Here is a 17,897-nt window from a genome sequence, read left to right on the forward strand (position 1 = left end):
CTAGCTGCCTCCCGTTTGTGCTTTGGTTTGGTTGCTAGCATAACATCGTTGATTGAAGCTGCAAGCGGGTTCTCGCGCCGCCGTGGCTTGCCGGTCATCCCGCGGCGATCTTCAGGTGCCGCTCCAGCGCATCGAGGCTGTCTTCCAGGGCGGACAAGCCAAAAAGGTCTTCCTTGCGGGGCGATTTCACCAGCGTCAGGCTGGTGTCGCGCAGCACCGGCAGGCGCAGGCGCAGGCCATGCGCGGCAAGCGTTTCCTGCAGCGGGCGGCGCTGCTCCCAAAGCATCATGCGGGTGTTCTGGTAGGCGCTTTCGCAGAGGCGCCGCCTGTTGTTGTAGCTGAACAGGTTGGTGAAAAACATGTCGGCATCCCGCTGGTTCGGTTCTACCAGCAGGATGTCGGTGCCCGGATAAGTCACGCTGTAGTTCGCCATTCCGATTTCCACCCGGGAGTGGATGATGGCGCGCAGCGTCTGAGACAGCACGGAAGGCAGGCCGCCCTGGGCCACCTTGCCCGACGGGTGCGCCGGACGCGCGCGATAAGGCACCAGCGGGTTCAGGCAGATCAGGAGGTCCACGCCGCGTTCCAGCGCGATAGATGCGTGCAGCGTCTTTCGCAGCGCACCATCAACGTAATAGTTGCCGTCGATTTCCACCGGCGGGAACAGACCCGGCACGGCCGCGCTCGCCTGCGCCGCCCTGGAGATCGGCACGTGGCTGTATCCGCTCCGGCCGAAGGGGACCGATTCGCCGGTATCGAGGTCGGTGGCCACGATGACCAGGTCTTTCTGGAGTTTGCGGAAGTCATTGGTGCGGCCCGGCGCGGAAAAGATCCTGCGCACGAAATGCTCGATTCCCGCACTGGAGAAAATGCCGTTCGGCAGCACCGCCTTCAGCCGTTCCAGCGACTGCGCGGCGCTCGTCCTGCCGCGGCGGCGCACATAATGCACCAGGGCTTCCGCCAGCAGCACGGGAAGCGCCGCGCCGCGGATCGCGAACTCGTCCCAGGCCGGCCGCAGCAGCATCGCGGGATCGAAGTGTTCCTCTCCCGCGGAATCGACATCGCTCTCGATGAACATCCTGCACATCTCGTGTGGCGTAATGCCGTTCGCGAGGCCCGCCGCGATCAGGCCGCCGGCGCTGATGCCGACGTAGACATCCGCCTGGTTCAAGTCGAGGCCTTCGACGGCTTCCTGCAGTGCCGCCAGGGCGCCGATCTCATACATTGCCCCCAGGGGGCCCCCGCCTGCCAGCGCAATGCCGATGCGCGGCGTTCGTTGCGCCACAGCGGCGGATGTATAAGAGCGGGATGCGGCCATGGGCAAATGCGTTTCCTGTGTCTGCTTGTGCGATGCGATAAAAAAATGCCTGTGGGTTGCACAGGCAGGGTGGCGTCAAGATGCGGCCGGCGGACGTCGTCCGCCTTCGGTCGCGAAATCTTACTCTGCCGTTGCGGCAGTCGTTGCCGCCTTCTTGGCCGCCGTCTTCTTCACGGTGGTCTTCTTCACCGTGGTCTTCTTCGGCGCTGCGGGACGGGAAGCGGCCTTCTTCGCCGTGCTTGCCTTGGCTGCGGGCTTGGCAGCCTTTGCCGTCTTCACCGCCTTGGCCGGAGCCTTCTTGCCGTTTAGGCCGGCGACCGCCTTGCTCAGGTCCTCGACGCGTTTGGTGAGGGCTTGGATGTCTTTCTGGGTCGGTACGCCGAGGCTCTTGAGGGAGCGGGAAACGCGGTCTTCGAAGACCTGCTCCAGCTTGTCCCAGGAACCGGCGGCCTGCTTGCTCACGCTGTCGGCGACCCGGCTGACGGTGCCGGTGACGTCGGACACCTTGCCTCCGGCGAGTTGCTGGGTGCGCTTCTGCAGGTCGGTGCCTTCCTTGACCAGCTTGGCGAAGACGCGGCCGCCTTCTTCCTGCGCCTTGGCGAAGGCGCCGAGCCCGGCTTGCCAGATCTGCTGGGCGGATGCGCGCACGGCATCGGCGAGCTGCTTGTCATCGGACTTCGACAGGGCTTTCAATTTCTTGACCATGGTGTTCTCCAGTGAGGTAACAGTGAGGTGATGCTGTTGATTCGATCGAAGCGCCAGCGAACATGGCGCGCTTTTTGATGAATGCAGTTTAGGCATCTTCGCTAGAGACGGCATTCTAAAGCCATAGAGCAAGCGTTCTAATCCAGCCCGGACGGCCGGTTGCGCCGCCGGCAGCGCTTGCCAATCAAGTCATGTCCTGCAATGATTGCCATGCGGGACACAAGTTGATTACCGAGCCCTCCGGCCGTGCGCGCGATCATGCACCGCCCTGCCGCTCCGAGCCGTTTCCGTCATGGGTCATAACAGGATGTCTAATCAGGGAGAAAGCATGCAGTATTTCGTTACTGGGGCGACCGGTTTCATCGGCAAGCGGCTGGTCAAGAAGCTCCTGTCCCGCAAGGGCAGCGTCGTATATTTCCTCATGCGGGAAGAAAGCAAGGACAAGGTTGCTGGCTTGCTCGAGTACTGGGGGGCGACCAGGAACCGCGCGATCCCGATCTACGGCGATCTGCGCAGCCCCAAGCTGGGCGTGAGCAAGGAAGACACCAAGGCGCTTTCCAAGCACGTTGATCACTTCTTTCACCTGGCGGCCATCTACGACCTGAAGGCGGATGCCGAGTCGCAGATGGAAGTCAACATCGAAGGTACCCGTAATACTGTGGCGTTCGCCAATGCGATCGGCGCGGGCTGCTTCCACCACGTCAGTTCGATCGCCGCGGCCGGCCTGTTCGAAGGGATATTCCGGGAAGACATGTTCGACGAAGCGGAAAACCTCGATCATCCGTATTTCGCCAGCAAGCATGAATCCGAAAAGGTGGTGCGCAAGGAATGCAAGGGCACCTTCCGCGTGTACCGGCCGGGCATGGTGGTCGGCGACTCCCGCACCGGGGAAATGGACAAGATCGATGGTCCCTACTACTTCTTCAAGCTGATCCAGCGCATCCGCCAGCTGCTTCCTCCCTGGATGCCGACCGTCGGGCTGGAAGGCGGGCGCATCAACATCGTGCCGGTCGACTACGTGGTCGATGCCATGGACTACATAGCCCACCTCCCGAAGCTGGACGGCAAGTGCTTCCACCTGACCGACCCCGAACCGATGCGCGTGGGCGATGTGCTCAATACCTTCGCGCGCGCGGCCCACGCGCCCACGATGAGCCTGCGTATCAATGCGGCCCTGCTCGGCTTCATACCGAAATCGGTAAAGAAAGGCATGATGGCGCTGACCCCGGTCCGCCGCGTGCGCCATGCCATCATGAAGGACCTCGGGTTGCCGGATGACATGATGCAATTCGTCAATTACCCGACGCGCTTCGATAACCGGGACACGGCTTCTGCGCTCAAGGGAAGCGGCATCAGCTGCCCGCGGCTGGAGGACTACGCGCCCAAGATCTGGGATTACTGGGAACGCAACCTCGATCCCGATCTCTTCATCGACCGGACCCTGCGCGGCCAGGTCGCCGGCAAGGTGGTGCTGATCACCGGCGGCTCCTCCGGCATCGGCCTCGCGGCCGCCCACAAGATCGCGGAAGCCGGCGCCGTCACCATCATCTGCGGCCGCGATGAAGACAAGCTGGCAGAAGCGAAAAAGGAGATCAAGGAGCGCGGACACGATGTCATCACCTATGCGGTCGACGTCGCCGACATGGCCGACTGCGACCGCTTCGTCGAGCTGCTCATTCAAAACCACGGCGGCGTGGATGTGCTGGTCAACAATGCGGGCCGGTCCATCCGGCGCGGCATCGAGTCCAGCTACGACCGCTTCCATGACTTCGAGCGTACCATGCAGCTGAATTACTTCGGCGCCCTGCGGCTCACCATGGGCCTGCTGCCCAAGATGTCCGAGCGTCGCGGCGGGCAGGTGATCAACATCTCGTCGATCGGCGTGCTCACCAATGCGCCGCGCTTCTCCGCGTATGTCGCTTCCAAGGCGGCGCTCGACGCATGGACGCGGTGTGCCGCTTCGGAATTCGCGGACCTGAACATCAAGTTTACGACCATCAACATGCCGCTGGTGCGTACGCCCATGATCGCGCCCACCAAGATCTACCAGAACGTGCCGACGCTGTCGCCGGACGATGCGGCCGATCTCATCGCCCAGGCCATCGTCTACAAGCCGGTGCGCATCGCGACGCGCCTCGGCATCCTTGGCGAGGTCATGCATGCGCTGATGCCCCGCGTGGCGCAGATCGTGATGAATACCAGCTTCCGCATGTTCCCCGACTCCGATGCGGCGCGCACTACAGGAGAGAAGAAGGCCATGCAGATGTCTGCCGACCAGATGGCCCTGCAACAGCTCCTGCGCGGCGTGCATTTCTGAGCGGGGTGCACCGCGGCAATGAACGGGACCCTGGCGGGTCCCGTTTTTCATTTGGGCATGATGACGGTGTCGATTTCGTGGATCACGCCATTGTCCGCCTGGATGTCGCTCTGCGTGATGTTTGCCTCGTCGTTCAGGGTGATCTTGCCATTGTCGGACTTGAGCACGACCGGGTCGCCCTCCATGGTTTTCACTTTTCCGGGCTTGACGTCGGACACCAGTACCTTGCCCGGGATGACATGGTAGGCGATGATCTGTGCCAGCTTGGCCTTGTCGTGCATCAAGGCTTCCCGGGTATCGACGGGGAGCTTGTCGAAGGCAGAATTTGCCGGCACGAACACCGTATATGGGCCGCCTGACTTCAAGGTGTCGGTCAGGCCGGCCGTCTTTGCCGCGGCAAGGAAGGTCTTGAAGGTGGAGGTGGCCGATGCGGTATCGACGATGTCCGCCGCACCGGCGTTCGTTGCCGTCGACAGGCCTGTGCCAAGGCTTGCCAGAACACCGATCGTTGCTGCAAGTCGCGAAGTCATGACGGACTCCTTGTATGATGGAAAGATGGATTGCAAGACGTTCGCAGTTCAGGCGGCGCGTTCCCGGAAAAGTTCCTGGCCGGCTGCCTTGATGAAAGGAAATGACCATGGCGACGACTTCCTGCAGGCTCGACCATCTCGTGATCATTGCCGCTTCCCTTGAGCAGGGCGCGGCATGGTGCGAAGAAAAGCTCGGCGTGGCGCCTGGACCCGGCGGACAGCATGGCCGCATGGGTACGCACAACCGCCTGCTCTCGCTCGGACCAGAGTGTTATCTGGAGGTGATTGCAATCGATCCGGCCGGCGCGCGGCCCGACATGCCGAGGTGGTTCGGCATGGATTCCCCGGAAGGCCGTCAGGCGATGGCCGAAGGACCGCGCCTCGCGACCTTCGTTGCCAACACGAATGACATCGCCGATTGCGCGGCCCGTGTGCCGGCGCTGGGCAAGGTGCATTCCATGCAGCGCGGCGCGCTGGAATGGCTGATCACCATCCCCGGGCATGGCGGCTTGAACATGGAAGGTGCCTTGCCCGCCATCATCCAGTGGCCGCGCGACGTTCATCCGAGCTCGACGCTTCCGGACTCGGGATGCCGCCTCGCGCGGTTCGAGGTGTTTCATCCTGCCGCCGACAGCGTCGGGCGCGCCTGGCGCATGCTCAACCTGTCCGATGACAAGATGACGCTGCATGAGGCGGCGGGCGGGCCGAGATTCGAGGCAAGTATCATCACGCCATCCGGCTTGAAGAAGCTTGGGATGGACGCTTAGTTCGCTTGGTTCGCTTGGTTCGATCGATCCGTCGGGCGGACGGCCAGTAAAGATAAATGTGAGGGCAAGGCATGCTGATCAATTGTGTAGCCTACCAGGACGGCAAGCGCCTCTGCGACGTGCCGGTGGAACGCATTTCCGACTTCATCGCCAGGGAGGACTGCTTTGTCTGGGTCGCGCTGAAGGATCCCACGCCGGAGGAACTCGATCTGATGCAGGCAGAATTCAACCTGCACGAACTCGCGGTGGAGGACGCGCACCACGGGCAGCAGCGCCCCAAGATCGAGGAATACGGCGACTCCCTGTTCGCGGTGTTGCACATGGTCGAGTTCCGGGATGGAGAGCTGGTGGTGGGGGAGCTCGACATCTTTGTCGAGGAAAGCTATGTGCTTTCCATGCGCAACCGGAACCAGCAGGATTTTCTCGGCGTGCGCGCCCGCTGCGAGCGCGAGCCGCAGATGCTGAGGCAGGGCTCGGCCTTCGTCTTCTACGCCCTGATGGACGCGGTTGTGGATCGTTATTTCCCCGTGCTGGAGATCCTGGAGACCGAACTGGAAACCGTCGAGGAACAGATCTTCACGCAAGGCTCGGCGCGGGCCAACATCCAGCGACTGTACGAACTCAAGCGCAAGGTGATGGTCCTCAAGCACGCGGTCGCGCCGCTGATGGAGGCATCGACAAAGTTGTATGGCGGCCGCGTACCTCGCATCTGCGCCAGCACGCAGGAATACTTCCGCGACGTGTATGACCATCTCATCCGGATCAATACTTCGATCGACGGCATCCGTGACACGATCGGCACCGCCATCCAGGTCAACCTATCGATGGTGGCGATCGAAGAGGGCGAGGTGAACAAGCGTCTTGCCGCCTGGGCCGCGATCTTTGCCGTGGCCACCGCGTTCTGCGGCATCTGGGGCATGAACTTCCAGGAGATGCCGGAGCTGAAATGGAAATACGGGTATCCCGCGGCGCTCGCCATCATTGCCGTGGTGTGCGGCTACATGCATCACCGCTTCCGCAAGGCTGGCTGGCTTTAGTTTTCGGTTCGGCTGGCGCGAGCCTGGGTGGCGCTGATTTCCTGGATCACCCGCGACTGGATCGCCGGGTGACCGGCCAGCGCGACGTGGCCGATGCCACCGAAAGCGATGTTTGCCGCGCCTTCCAGCACGGATGAGGTTTGCGGGGCGATGATGTTGTCGTGATGCGAGTACAGCGACACGACGAGGCGCCGCGCAGCCGTGTCTTCTCGCGCGGCTAGATGGCGCAGCCATTCGCTTGCCAGGCCTTCCTGTTCGTTTTCCTTCCACAACATCTCCTGGGTGTTCAATCCCAGGCCGAACATGGCCAGCGCGGTGCCATGATGCGGCGTGCCGAGGGTGATGACCTTGGCCAGCCGCGCGGTTCCATGCTTGCGCATGTAGGCGCGTGCCGCGAGGCCGCCCATGCTGTGCGCGACGATGATGACTTGCTCGCTGCTGCAGGTCTTGCTTAGCAATGCCGCGCCATCGTCGATGATGTCCGCGTATTCGTCGATGCTGCCGCCGACCGGCTCGAGGTTGACCGCGAGGTGGGTGATGCCTGCGCGCGTCAAAGCCTTGCTCATGCCGTGCCAGTAGCCGCTGTTGCAGCCGTATCCGTGGACCAGCAGGACGGGCAGGCGATCCCTGCCATCGGTGCCGCCCTTGCCGACCTTGCGTAGCGAGAACGGCATGAAAGGCATGGTCAAGGAAGAAGCGGTCATCGTCGCCGCATACTCCCGAAGGAACATGCGCAGGGCCTGCCAAGCATCGAGCTCGAATTCCTTCGGCGTCGCGCTGCGGAAGCGCCAGGCAAGGAAGAAGTTGTTGGCGGTGATCGCGAGCCGGAACAGCGCGACGCAGGCGAGGCCGGCCAGCAACGCCCATCCCGCCGAAAGCATCGTGCCGTGCATGAAAGCGGCCGCGATCAACAGTGCCGCGCCAAGCTGGAGCAGCAGGAGAAGCCGGGCGATGCGGACCACCATGGCGATTGCCTCGTCTGCCCCGTGTCAGGCCGTGGCCGCCGAGCCCGACAGGCTTGGCGCAGGCTTCCCGGTCAGTGACGTCGACAGTCCGCTCGCCAGCCGTGCGGTGAGGCCATAGATCGACAGCTGAGGGTTGGCGCCGATCGAGGTCGGAAAGAGGGACCCATCGTGGACCGATACATTGCGCAGGCCATGGTATCGGCCGGTCGAGGACACCACACCCAGCTTTTCGTCATCGGACATCGCGCAGCCTCCCATGACATGCGCGGATACCACGCGCGTCAGGAGCGGCTTGTATGGCAGGGCTTCGATCGCCGCGCGGGCAGCGGGCCAGCTGCCATAGCCCTCTGCCATTTCATGCACGGGATAAACGCGCTTCGCGCCCGCGGCGAACTGAATCTCGGCCATGGAGAGCAGGGCGCGTCGGGCACCATCCCAGATGAAATCGGTGAGCGGGTAATCGAGTACCGGATAACCATCGTCGCGCAACTGCACGGTGCCGCCTTGCGATTGATCGTGGAAGCCGTCACGCAGCAGCGCAAGCAATGCATGCGCGTGCGGAAATTCCCGCATCATTGCCGCGTGCTGCGCGCCGAAGCCGTTCATCGTCGATGAAAAGAGGAGCGGATGAAGGGGCGGTGCTTCCAGCTTGTAGCCGATCGGCCCGTCGATGGCCTGGGTTTCCAGGAAGTGGTCGGAATAGATGGTTTGCGGAGCACCAGCATATCCCTCGACCTTCTGATCGAATACGCCGGAAGACACGACCGTCGGATGCAGGAAGGTGCGCTTGCCAAGCAGGTTGTGCGGATCGGGCGCCTTGGAGCGCATCAGCAGGGCAGGGGAGTTGATGGCGCCACCGGCAACGACGAAATGTTTGGCGCGGACGGTGATCGTCTGGCCGGTGGTCGCCAGTCCGCTCGCATCCATGGCCAGGCATTGCAGGCTTTCCGCCTGGTCGCCCTTGAAGGTGAAACGGTCGGCCCGTGCCCGCGTGAGCAGTTGGGCGCCGTGTGAGAGCGCCGAGGGTATGGTGGTGACCAGCATCGACTGCTTGGCATTGGTAGGGCAACCCATGCCGCAGTAACCCAGGTTCCAGCAGCCTTTCACATTGCGCAGGATGGCCGCGGCGGGAATGCCAAGCTTGGCGGCACCGCGGCGGAGCAGATCGTTGTTCTCGTTGGGCGGCGTGAGCCAGACGCCGATGTTAAGGCGCTGCTCCATCATCGTGAACCATGGCGCCATCGCATCGGCGTCGAGCTCCTTCAGGCCGTAATGCTGCTGCCAGTACGCGAGGGTGGTGCGCGGCGTGCGGAAGCTCGAGGTCCAGTTGACCGTTGTCGAGCCGCCGACGCTGCGGCCCTGAAGGATGTTGATTGCCTTGTCCCGGGTCTTTCGTGCCGCCGATTCCTGGTAGAGCGCCGGATAGGCTTGCGCTTCCCGCATCTTGAAGTCGCTGGACGATTTCAGCGGCCCTTCTTCGATGAGCAGGACCCGCAGTCCGGCAAGCGCCAGGATCTCGGCGGTCACGCCGCCCCCGGCGCCGGTGCCGATGATGGCGACATCGGCATCGAGCGCCAGCTTGTCCGTCAGCGTGGAAGCATCCGTGACCCGCCAGCCCGATGCCAGGCCGGCCTTGATCGGGTCGGGAACGATGCGTTGCGTCTGCTTGTCCATGAGCGCCTTGTCCTGTACTAACTGAGTTCTTTCAGCGGACCCGGATAGCCAATCGAGGCCCAGGTGGATTCATCCGCATACCACGCGCCGGCAACGAGATCATGCAGGGCATGATAGGCCGACTGGAAGAGGCCGAGACGGTGGGTGCGCCAGCGCTGGAGGAAGGCGGCGACGTCCTCCGGCTTCGCTTCGGACCAGTCATCGCCCAGTCCGGCGAGGAAGCGCCTGGATGGGGCAAGGGTGAGCAATGCGAACAGGTCCTGGATTTCCTTTTGCGTGGCGAGCGGCAAGCCGGCGATTGCGCCCAGCGTGCGTTCCGTGGCGGCCCTGATGTCGGCTGGCGTGCGCTGAATCGCGTCGCCGAGAATGGCGGGAATGATCGCCGACAAGGCATCGCGGCCGGCGGGATCGAGCACGAACGGCGTGGGCATGGGCACGGGCCTGCTCATGCGGTGTACGCCGCCAGCCGTCGCCAAGGCAAGCGCCCCGATCAGGCCCGTCTTGAGAAATGACCGTCTGGAAATGGGAAGCGCCGCGGTAGCTGCCATGTCTCGATCTCGGAAGTGTTTGTTCGAGTGTAACCCATGGCTTTCCCCATGGCGCGCGCCAGCCTAGAGGCTGGGCTCTAGAGGATGGCCTGCATGGTCAAGATTCTTCGGGTGACAATACCGTACCGTCATGAGAATCGATGCAAGAACATGGATAAATCCGTCCTGGTGGAACGCCTTCGCGGCGACTTGAGGAACGTCATGGTCGAACGCCAGCGCTCGGCTGCCGATCCTGCGCTGCAGGAAGCGCGTCATGCGCTCAAGCGCTTTCAGGTCGAGCGCATGACACGCACCCATGCCGACCTGCTTGCGTCGCCCGCCACCCATGATGCCGCGCGGTTTTTCCTCGATGACCTGTATGGTCCGGTCGACATGTCGCAACGGGATGCCAATCTGGAACGCATCGTGCCGACGATGGAGCGCCTGCTTCCGCCGGCCGCGCTGGAAACCATCGCGGAAGCCATCGCCCTCGATGCCTTGTCGGAGCGTCTCGATGGCGACATGGCTGCCGCCTTGGGCGCCAATTTTTCCGGTGAGGATTATCTTCGTGCCTACCTGAACGTCACGAGCCATGCGGATCGCGTTCAGCAGATCGACTACATCGAGAAGCTGGGCACGGCACTATGCCAATTGATTCGCGTACCCATGATCGGCACGCTGCTCGGGATGATGCGCCGGCCGGCGAAGATGGCCAACCTGGCCGAACTGCATCTATTCCTGGAGCGGGGCTGGAAGGCTTTCAAGGGCATGCGAGATCCGGCCGGCTTCGTCGACACGATCGTGCAGCGCGAACGGCGTCTTCTCGAAAAAATCTGCGCGGGCGGTGCGAGCCCGGCAGACCTTGGCATGGAGTGATTGTTTGGTCGGACTGATGGGGGTGTTTACTTGATGCTGACGACCTGTGTGCGCAACAGGCGGTCGTGCAGGAATTGCCGCTTCGGATCGAGGTAGGCCGTCATCGCCCAGAGAACAATGTTGATTGCGGGAATCAGTACCAGCAGCCAGCCTTTCGCGCCGGCCAGCCAGGCCACGAAGAAACCCGGGAGTATCCAGAGCCACGAGAGCAGATAACGGGCGAGGGCGCGCTGCCATGGCAAGCTGCCGCCGTTCTCGGTGATGAGGCGAATGCGCCAGGTCTTCATGGCGAGTGTCTGTCCGCCATGGGTCCAGAACCAGACGAAATACAGACCGATGACCAGGAACAGCCAGTACTGCATGACGTGGCGCAGATACAGCGCGTGGCGCTGCTGCAGCAAGGTCGAAAACAGCCAGCCGGAAATGAAGACGACGCCGAACATCAGCATCGCCTCGTAGACCATGCTTGCGAGGCGACGCTTCAGGGATGGCGTCGGCAAGGAAGAGACGGGTTGATTCAAGACAATCGGATTATTTGTTCGCGGACGCAGCGTCCTGGGTTTGCAGCGGCGCCTGCGTCGTTGCCTGCGGCGTCACCGACTGTTCGATCACCGGCTTGGGGGCCGACTTGATGGGTGGCACCGGCGTACCAGTTTTTGCCTGCGAGTGAGCGGATGGCAACGTCGCGACCTTCTTGCGCGCCGCCGCGTTTTCCGCAAGACGTTTCTTTTGCTCTTCGGGCAATTGCTGATATTGCTGCCACTGCTCGGTCTTCTGGTTCGAGTCGAGCTTTTTCGCCCTCACGTAGCTCTCCCGGGCGATCTTGCGCTGCTCGGGAGTCAGACGTACCCAGTCACGCATGCGCTCCTGCATCCGCGCCTGCTCGTCGGGTTTCATGGAATGGTATTTATTGCCGATGGCCAGCCACTTGTTTTTCCTGAACGAGTCAAGCTGATCCCATTCGCCGGCGAGGGGAGCGAGCGCCTGTTGCTGTATGGGATTCAGTTCGGACCAGAGAGGATGGGCGAGGGGCTGCCCGGGCCGGGCATGCTGGGCAGGAGGCGTTGCAGTAATGGCCGGTGCAGCCGTCGCGGGAGGTGAATTGGTTTGCGCCATGAGCAACGCGCCGCCGGACAAGCCGAAGACGAGCAGCGACGCCCCCAAAATGAACGCCGCCCGCGGACGGCGGGCGGCGTTGGCTGCAAGGATTGCAGTCATGTTACTCGCCTCGATTCGCCAGGAAGGCATTGAAGCCATGGTCAACGTAAGCGGAAAGGGGCAGGTCGTCCGACAGAACCGCCGTGTCGATTTCAGCCAGGTCGTTGATGCGGCGCTGCTGCTCGAACTGGTAGATGCCCGCAATGCCGAGCGCGACGACCACGAGGGGAAGTGCAAGGCCCATCTTGCTGAGCCAGGTCAAGGGCGCTTCGAGGAAGCTTCCGGCTTCGCCCGCAAGGGCGCGCTGGGGAATCAGGGCACGCAAAGGGGATTCTTTTTTCCGGCGCGACAAAGCCGCCTTGCGGGCGGCAGCCAAGCGGTCCACTGTGGCGGTGGGCAGATTCTCTGCGGATTCATTCAGTGCATGGCGCACTTTGTAGGCGAAGTTGAGTTCTCTGGTGTTCATAAGGTGATTCCCTTGGCACGCAGTGCCTGAGCGAGAGTGTGGGTGGCGCGTGAGCAGTGCGTCTTTACGCTGCCTTCCGAACACCCCATCGCTGCGGCCGTTTCGGCGACGTCCATGTCCTGCCAGTAACGCATCAGGAACGCTTCCCGTTGACGCGTCGGGAGCTTTTGAACCTCTTCTTCTATGATTGCCAGAACCTGTTCCCGTTCGACCTTGTCCGCGCTCGATTCTGCCGCTTGCGTGCCTTCTTCCGCCTCGAAGGTTTCCAATATGTCAAAGCCGTCGCCGTCCTCGTCGTTGCCGGCCAGTCCGGAGAACAGGCTGACCCAGGTATTGCGCACCTTTTCGCGACGGAAGAAGTCGTGGATGGTGTTCTGCAGGATGCGCTGGAACAGGAGGGGCAGTTCCGCCGCCGGCTTGTCCGCATACTTCTCGGCCAGCTTGATCATCGCGTCCTGCACGATGTCGAGCGCGGCTTCGTCCCGCCGGACGGCATAGACCGCCTGCTTGAAGGCCCGACGTTCCACGTTTTCCAGGAAATCGGAAAGTTCTTTGTCAGTTGCCATGGGTTGCGGCGGATTCAGTCACGGACGGTCGGAGGGGAAATGAGGGGATTTGAACGGGTGAAGATGGTTGATGCTTTCGGGTAGTGTTTCCAAACAGTGCGCAATCCTAGCAAAAATGGGGATGTTTGTCCCGATTTCGAGTGGAAACTGCTTGATTTTCAAGGGTTTCAAACCGGCTGGCGCCGAATTTAGCTTGACCAAAATGGTGCGACGCATTAACTTATGCAGTCCTTCGCATCCTGAAGGACTGTCTCATCGCGCGGCGCATGATGCCGCTTCTCCGATCAGACGCGCTTTACAAAAAAACCTGTTCAGGTTTTAAAGCTGTTTGCTCTAACCCACGCCACAAGCGTGAGAAATTCGCAAGGGCCTTCGGGTACCTGGGTTGAACGAGTCGCGCTCAGCGCCGCTTTGAAACGCATCTACGGGTGCGCGACGAACCGGCGTCACCGCACAAAAAAGGGAAACCCTCCGCCCCGATGTTCCTGCCGATTTCGCCAGGAGAGAGCATCCGATCAATCTCCTATGGACCTTGAAAGGAACGAAGCATGACTTCAGAAATCACGGGCGCAGAAATCGTCGTGCGCTGCCTGGCCGAGGAAGGCGTCGAACACGTGTTCGGCTATCCCGGCGGCGCGGTGCTGTACATCTACGACGCCATCTTCAACCAAGACAAATTCCAGCATATCCTGGTACGCCACGAGCAGGCGGCGATCCACGCCGCGGATGCCTATTCCCGCAGTTCGAACAAGGTAGGCGTCGCCATCGTGACCTCCGGCCCCGGCGTCACCAATGCGGTGACCGGCCTGGCCACCGCTTACATGGATTCGATTCCGATGGTGGTGATCTCCGGCCAGGTGCCCTCCCACGCGATCGGCCAGGATGCATTCCAGGAATGCGACACCGTCGGCATCACCCGGCCGTGCGTCAAGCACAACTTCCTCGTCAAGGACGTCAAGGACCTCGCCGAGACGATGAAGAAGGCTTTCTTCATCGCCACCACGGGCCGTCCCGGCCCGGTGCTGGTCGATATTCCCAAAGACATCTCGATGCACAAGTGCGCCTTCGCCTACCCGAAGGAGCTCGACATGCGTTCGTACAAGCCGGTGGACAAAGGCCATGCCGGCCAGATCCGCAAGGCGGTGGCGTTGCTCCTGTCGGCCGAGCGCCCGATGATCTACACCGGCGGCGGCGTGATCCTTGCCAATGCGGCACCGGAACTGAACAAGCTGGTCGACAAGCTCGGCTTTCCCTGCACGAACACCTTGATGGGCCTGGGCGGATATCGTTCCACCAGCGACAAGTTCGTGGGCATGCCCGGCATGCACGGCACCTACGAAGCCAACATGGCCATGCAGCACTGCGACGTGCTGATCGCCATCGGCGCGCGCTTCGACGACCGCGTGATCGGCAACCCGAAGCACTTCGCCACCCACCCGCGCAAGATCATCCACATCGACATCGACCCGTCGTCGATTTCCAAGCGCGTCAAGGTGGACATTCCCATCGTCGGCAACGTCAAGGACGTGCTGGTCGAATTGCTGTCCCAGCTCGATGCTGCCGACGGCAGCGCCGGCAAGCCGAACCAGCAGGCGCTGGCCTCTTGGTGGCGCCAGATCAACGAATGGCGCGGCCGCGAGTGCCTGAAATTCACCGATTCGAAGGAAGTCATCAAGCCGCAGGCCGTGGTCCAGAAAGTCTGGGAAGTTACCGGCGGCGATGCCTTCATCACTTCGGACGTGGGCCAGCACCAGATGTGGGCGGCGCAGTATTACGGCTTCGACAAGCCGCGGCGCTGGATCAATTCCGGCGGCCTGGGCACGATGGGCGTCGGCCTGCCGTACGCCATGGGCGTGCAGATGGCCAATCCTGGATCGACGGTGGCCTGCATCACCGGCGAAGCCTCGATACAGATGTGCATCCAGGAACTCGCCACCTGCAAGCAGTATCACCTGACCCCGAAGATCATCCTGCTGAACAACCGATTCCTCGGCATGGTTCGCCAGTGGCAACAGATTGACTACGGTTCGCGTTATTCCGAGTCCTACATGGATTCCCTGCCTGACTTCATGAAGCTCGCCGAAGCCTTCGGCCATGTCGGCATGACGATCGACAATCCGGCCGACGTGGAAGGCTCGCTCAAGGACGCCTTTGCCATGAAGGACCGCTTGGTATTCATGAATTTCATTACCGACCAGACCGAAAACGTTTGGCCGATGGTGAAGGCCGGCAAGGGCCTGACTGAAATGCTGTTGGGTTCGGAGGATCTGTAATGCGTCACATCATTTCCGTATTGCTTGAAAACGAAGCGGGCGCGCTTTCGCGCGTGGTGGGGCTGTTCTCCGCGCGCGGCTACAACATCGAAACCCTGACGGTGGCGCCGACCGAGGATGCGACGCTCTCGCGCATGACCATCGTCACCAGCGGCTCGGACGACGTGATCGAGCAGATCACCAAGCACCTCAACCGCCTGATCGAGGTCGTGAAGGTGGTCGACCTGACCGAAGGTTCGCACATCGAGCGTGAACTCATGCTGATCAAGGTCCGCGCCGTCGGCAAGGAGCGCGAGGAAATGAAGCGCACCGCCGACATTTTCCGCGGCCGCATCATCGATGTCACCGAAAAGACTTACACCATCGAACTGACCGGCAACAAATCGAAGCTCGACGCCTTCATCGAATCGATCGACCGTGCCGCCATCCTGGAAACCGTGCGCACCGGCGGCTCCGGCATCGGCCGCGGCGAGCGCATCCTCAAGGTGTAAGCCCGCCGGAACAGCATTCGCATCACCGCCAAGCATCACCGCCTTAAGCGACCCATAACACAATTTACCTCTTAGGAAGATTCATGAAAGTTTTCTACGATAAAGACTGCGACCTGTCCCTCATCAAAGGCAAGACCGTCACCATCATCGGCTACGGCTCCCAGGGCCACGCCCACGCCCAGAACCTGAATGATTCCGGCGTGAACGTGACCGTCGGCCTGCGCAAGGGCGGCGCCTCGTGGGAAAAGGCAAAGAACGCCGGCCTGAAGGTCGCGGAAGTCAATGAAGCCGTGGCCGCAGCCGACGTCATCATGATCCTGCTGCCGGACGAGAACATCGCCCAGGTCTACAACGAGAACGTCGCTCCCCATGCCAAGCAGGGCGCCGTGCTGGCATTCGCCCACGGCTTCAACGTGCATTACGGCCAAGTCGTGCCGCGCGCAGACCTCGACGTCATCATGGTCGCGCCGAAGGCTCCCGGCCACACCGTGCGCAACACCTACAGCCAGGGCGGCGGCGTGCCCCACCTGGTCGCCGTGTACCAGGACAAGTCCGGCAGCGCCCGTGATATCGCCCTGTCCTACGCGATGGCAAACGGCGGCGGCCGTGCCGGCATCATCGAAACCAACTTCCGCGAAGAAACCGAGACCGACCTCTTCGGCGAGCAGGCCGTGCTGTGCGGCGGTACCGTCGAACTGATCAAGGCTGGTTTCGAAACGCTGGTGGAAGCCGGCTACGCGCCCGAGATGGCCTACTTCGAGTGCCTGCACGAACTCAAGCTGATCGTCGACCTGATCTATGAAGGCGGCATCGCCAACATGAACTACTCGATCTCCAACAACGCGGAGTATGGCGAGTACGTTACCGGCCCGCGCGTCGTGACCGAAGACACCAAGAACGCGATGCGCCAGTGCCTGAAGGACATCCAGACCGGCGAATACGCCAAGAGCTTCATCCTGGAAAACCGCGCAGGCGCACCGACCCTGACCTCGCGCCGCCGCATCACCGCCGAGCACCAGATCGAGCAGGTAGGCGAGAAGCTGCGCGCCATGATGCCCTGGATTAAGAAGAACAAGCTGGTCGACCAGTCCAAGAACTGATTGCCGCTCCAGTCCGTGCCCGATGCCCTGCCGTTGCGAGACGGCAGGGCATTTTTCATTGCGGGGCTCGGTACAATACGGATGCGCTTCGCAAGGTCACACAAGGAGAAGAAGAATGATGAAATGGATAGTCGCATGCCTGCTTGCCGCCGTCGCCACGCAACTTCCCGCGTCTGCCCAGGCGCAATCCGGCGCCGCCGCCGTGCAGACCAGCGGCACCGTGGTGATCGTCTCCGCGGTTGGCGAAGTGAAGCAGGCCAATGACGAGGCAATTGCGACCCTGACGGTCGAAGAGCAGGACAAGGACAGGGCGCTCGCGGCCTCCCGCGTCAACCAGAAAATGAAGCAGGGCATGGAGACGATCAGGAAGGAGGACCCCACCGCCGTACTGCAGACCCGCGGCTACTTCACCTACCCGGTCTATGGCGACGAGGGGCAACCCCGTCCGCAGTCGAACCGCAACCGGCAGATCGTCGGCTGGCGCGTCGGCCAGTCTCTCGAAGTCAAGACCTCGAACCTGGACAACCTGCCGCGCACCGTCGCCGCCGCACAGCGCATCCTGGCCTTGAGCGGACTGCATTTCGGCCTGGCCGAGAAAACCGCGAAAGCGCTGGAGGAACAGCGCATCGCGGCGGCCTACCGCAATCTCATGGAACGTATCGGGGCCGTTGCCCGTGCCATGGGCAGGAATCCCGCAGACGCCATGCTCGACACCGTGGACTTCGAAGCCTCGGGAAACTACGCTCCGATGGAGGCCACCATGCCCAAGGCCATGCGCGCCGCCGCCGCGCCGGCCAATGTCGAAGAACCGAGTTTCGAACCCGGCGAAACAACCCTCGTGAGCCGGGTGGTCGGCAAGGTACGCTTTCGCTGATAAGGGAAACCGGCCGGCCGTGGATAGCTGGCGAAGCCGGGGGTTACATTTGATTGCCTCTCGTCTAGAATAGCCACGCTTTGGCATTTCCATATCGATGGAGCAAACTTGAACACGATTCCCCAACCCGTCGTCGCTCCGGAAACGCGAGCGTTTTCCGGCGCCGCCGTTGCCCCGGCTCCGGCCTTGGCGGCGGCCGGCGGGGCATCCGCCATCCCCACCATCCCCGCCGAACTGTAACGCGGCATTGACC

19 protein-coding genes are annotated in these 17,897 nt (G+C 62.1%); 9 read left to right on the top strand and 10 right to left on the bottom strand.

What is annotated here, in order from left to right; translation table 11 throughout:
- Window positions 1–94: 94 nt before the first annotated feature.
- Window positions 95–1,318, bottom strand: a complete 1,224-nt coding sequence (locus G3574_RS12060; protein WP_163963421.1) for a patatin-like phospholipase family protein — start codon at window positions 1,316–1,318, stop codon at window positions 95–97.
- A gap of 120 nt (window positions 1,319–1,438) precedes the next feature.
- Window positions 1,439–2,023 (bottom strand): phasin family protein, encoded by a 585-nt coding sequence (locus G3574_RS12065; protein ID WP_163963423.1) that lies wholly within the window; start codon window positions 2,021–2,023, stop codon window positions 1,439–1,441.
- 328 nt (window positions 2,024–2,351) lie between these two features.
- Between G3574_RS12065 and G3574_RS12070 the strand changes: the two genes are divergently transcribed.
- Window positions 2,352–4,340 carry an SDR family oxidoreductase gene (locus G3574_RS12070; RefSeq protein ID WP_163963425.1) on the top strand — a complete coding sequence of 663 codons (1,989 nt, stop codon included), beginning with the start codon at window positions 2,352–2,354 and terminating at the stop codon, window positions 4,338–4,340.
- 47 nt (window positions 4,341–4,387) lie between these two features.
- Here G3574_RS12070 and G3574_RS12075 read toward each other — a convergent pair whose 3' ends face one another.
- On the bottom strand, window positions 4,388–4,870 hold the full coding sequence (locus G3574_RS12075; RefSeq protein ID WP_163963427.1) for a fasciclin domain-containing protein: 483 nt from the start codon (window positions 4,868–4,870) through the stop codon (window positions 4,388–4,390).
- Window positions 4,871–4,977: 107 nt separating this feature from the next.
- On the opposite strand from G3574_RS12075, the gene G3574_RS12080 reads away from it, so the two are divergent.
- Entirely contained in the window at window positions 4,978–5,637 is a 660-nt protein-coding gene (locus G3574_RS12080) for a VOC family protein (protein WP_163963429.1), read from the top strand.
- A 71-nt stretch (window positions 5,638–5,708) separates the two neighbouring features.
- Complete coding sequence (corA, locus tag G3574_RS12085) at window positions 5,709–6,674, top strand: magnesium/cobalt transporter CorA (RefSeq protein WP_163963431.1); 966 nt, start codon at window positions 5,709–5,711, stop codon at window positions 6,672–6,674.
- Here the strand turns inward: corA and G3574_RS12090 are convergent.
- Genes G3574_RS12090 through G3574_RS12100 form a run of 3 tightly spaced genes read right to left on the bottom strand, consistent with a single transcriptional unit; the run spans window position 6,671 to window position 9,861 of the window.
- Entirely contained in the window at window positions 6,671–7,639 is a 969-nt protein-coding gene (locus G3574_RS12090; protein WP_163963433.1) for an esterase/lipase family protein, read from the bottom strand. The genes corA and G3574_RS12090 overlap by 4 nt on opposite strands.
- Window positions 7,640–7,663: 24 nt before the next feature.
- Window positions 7,664–9,313 carry a GMC family oxidoreductase gene (locus tag G3574_RS12095; RefSeq protein ID WP_163963436.1) on the bottom strand — a complete coding sequence of 550 codons (1,650 nt, stop codon included), beginning with the start codon at window positions 9,311–9,313 and terminating at the stop codon, window positions 7,664–7,666.
- A gap of 17 nt (window positions 9,314–9,330) precedes the next feature.
- Window positions 9,331–9,861: a twin-arginine translocation signal domain-containing protein gene (locus G3574_RS12100; RefSeq protein WP_163963438.1), complete on the bottom strand. Its 531-nt coding sequence runs from the start codon at window positions 9,859–9,861 to the stop codon at window positions 9,331–9,333.
- A 150-nt stretch (window positions 9,862–10,011) separates the two neighbouring features.
- Here G3574_RS12100 and G3574_RS12105 point away from each other — a divergent pair, with 150 nt between their 5' ends.
- Window positions 10,012–10,716 (top strand): FFLEELY motif protein, encoded by a 705-nt coding sequence (locus G3574_RS12105; protein ID WP_163963440.1) that lies wholly within the window; start codon window positions 10,012–10,014, stop codon window positions 10,714–10,716.
- 26 nt (window positions 10,717–10,742) lie between these two features.
- Here the strand turns inward: G3574_RS12105 and G3574_RS12110 are convergent, their stop codons facing one another.
- The 4 genes from G3574_RS12110 to G3574_RS12125 are packed head-to-tail and all read right to left on the bottom strand — an operon-like array spanning window position 10,743 to window position 12,906.
- A complete protein-coding gene (locus G3574_RS12110) occupies window positions 10,743–11,237 on the bottom strand; it encodes an RDD family protein (protein WP_268958881.1) in 495 nt (164 codons plus the stop codon).
- A gap of 10 nt (window positions 11,238–11,247) precedes the next feature.
- Entirely contained in the window at window positions 11,248–11,934 is a 687-nt protein-coding gene (locus G3574_RS12115) for a DUF3106 domain-containing protein (protein WP_163963442.1), read from the bottom strand.
- 1 nt (window position 11,935) lies between these two features.
- Entirely contained in the window at window positions 11,936–12,340 is a 405-nt protein-coding gene (locus tag G3574_RS12120; RefSeq protein WP_163963444.1) for a DUF3619 family protein, read from the bottom strand.
- Window positions 12,337–12,906: an RNA polymerase sigma factor gene (locus G3574_RS12125; RefSeq protein ID WP_163963445.1), complete on the bottom strand. Its 570-nt coding sequence runs from the start codon at window positions 12,904–12,906 to the stop codon at window positions 12,337–12,339. Before G3574_RS12125 ends, G3574_RS12120 begins: the two co-directional genes overlap by 4 nt.
- Before the next feature lie 548 nt (window positions 12,907–13,454).
- Here G3574_RS12125 and G3574_RS12130 point away from each other — a divergent pair.
- From G3574_RS12130 to G3574_RS28690, 5 genes are all read left to right on the top strand, one after another.
- Window positions 13,455–15,179, top strand: a complete 1,725-nt coding sequence (locus tag G3574_RS12130; protein WP_163963447.1) for an acetolactate synthase 3 catalytic subunit — start codon at window positions 13,455–13,457, stop codon at window positions 15,177–15,179.
- Complete coding sequence (ilvN, locus tag G3574_RS12135) at window positions 15,179–15,670, top strand: acetolactate synthase small subunit (RefSeq protein WP_163963449.1); 492 nt, start codon at window positions 15,179–15,181, stop codon at window positions 15,668–15,670. Before G3574_RS12130 ends, ilvN begins: the two co-directional genes overlap by 1 nt.
- An 83-nt stretch (window positions 15,671–15,753) precedes the next feature.
- Complete coding sequence (ilvC, locus tag G3574_RS12140) at window positions 15,754–16,770, top strand: ketol-acid reductoisomerase (RefSeq protein WP_163963451.1); 1,017 nt, start codon at window positions 15,754–15,756, stop codon at window positions 16,768–16,770.
- A 118-nt stretch (window positions 16,771–16,888) separates the two neighbouring features.
- The gene (locus G3574_RS12145; protein ID WP_163963548.1) at window positions 16,889–17,644 is read left to right on the top strand and encodes an SIMPL domain-containing protein; all 756 of its coding nucleotides are present in this window, start codon (window positions 16,889–16,891) and stop codon (window positions 17,642–17,644) included.
- Window positions 17,645–17,752: 108 nt separating this feature from the next.
- Window positions 17,753–17,884, top strand: a complete 132-nt coding sequence (locus G3574_RS28690) for a hypothetical protein (protein ID WP_268958882.1) — start codon at window positions 17,753–17,755, stop codon at window positions 17,882–17,884.
- Window positions 17,885–17,897 lie beyond the last annotated feature (13 nt).

Source organism: Noviherbaspirillum galbum (assembly GCF_010974945.1).
Classification (GTDB): Bacteria; Pseudomonadota; Gammaproteobacteria; order Burkholderiales; family Burkholderiaceae_D; genus Noviherbaspirillum; species Noviherbaspirillum galbum.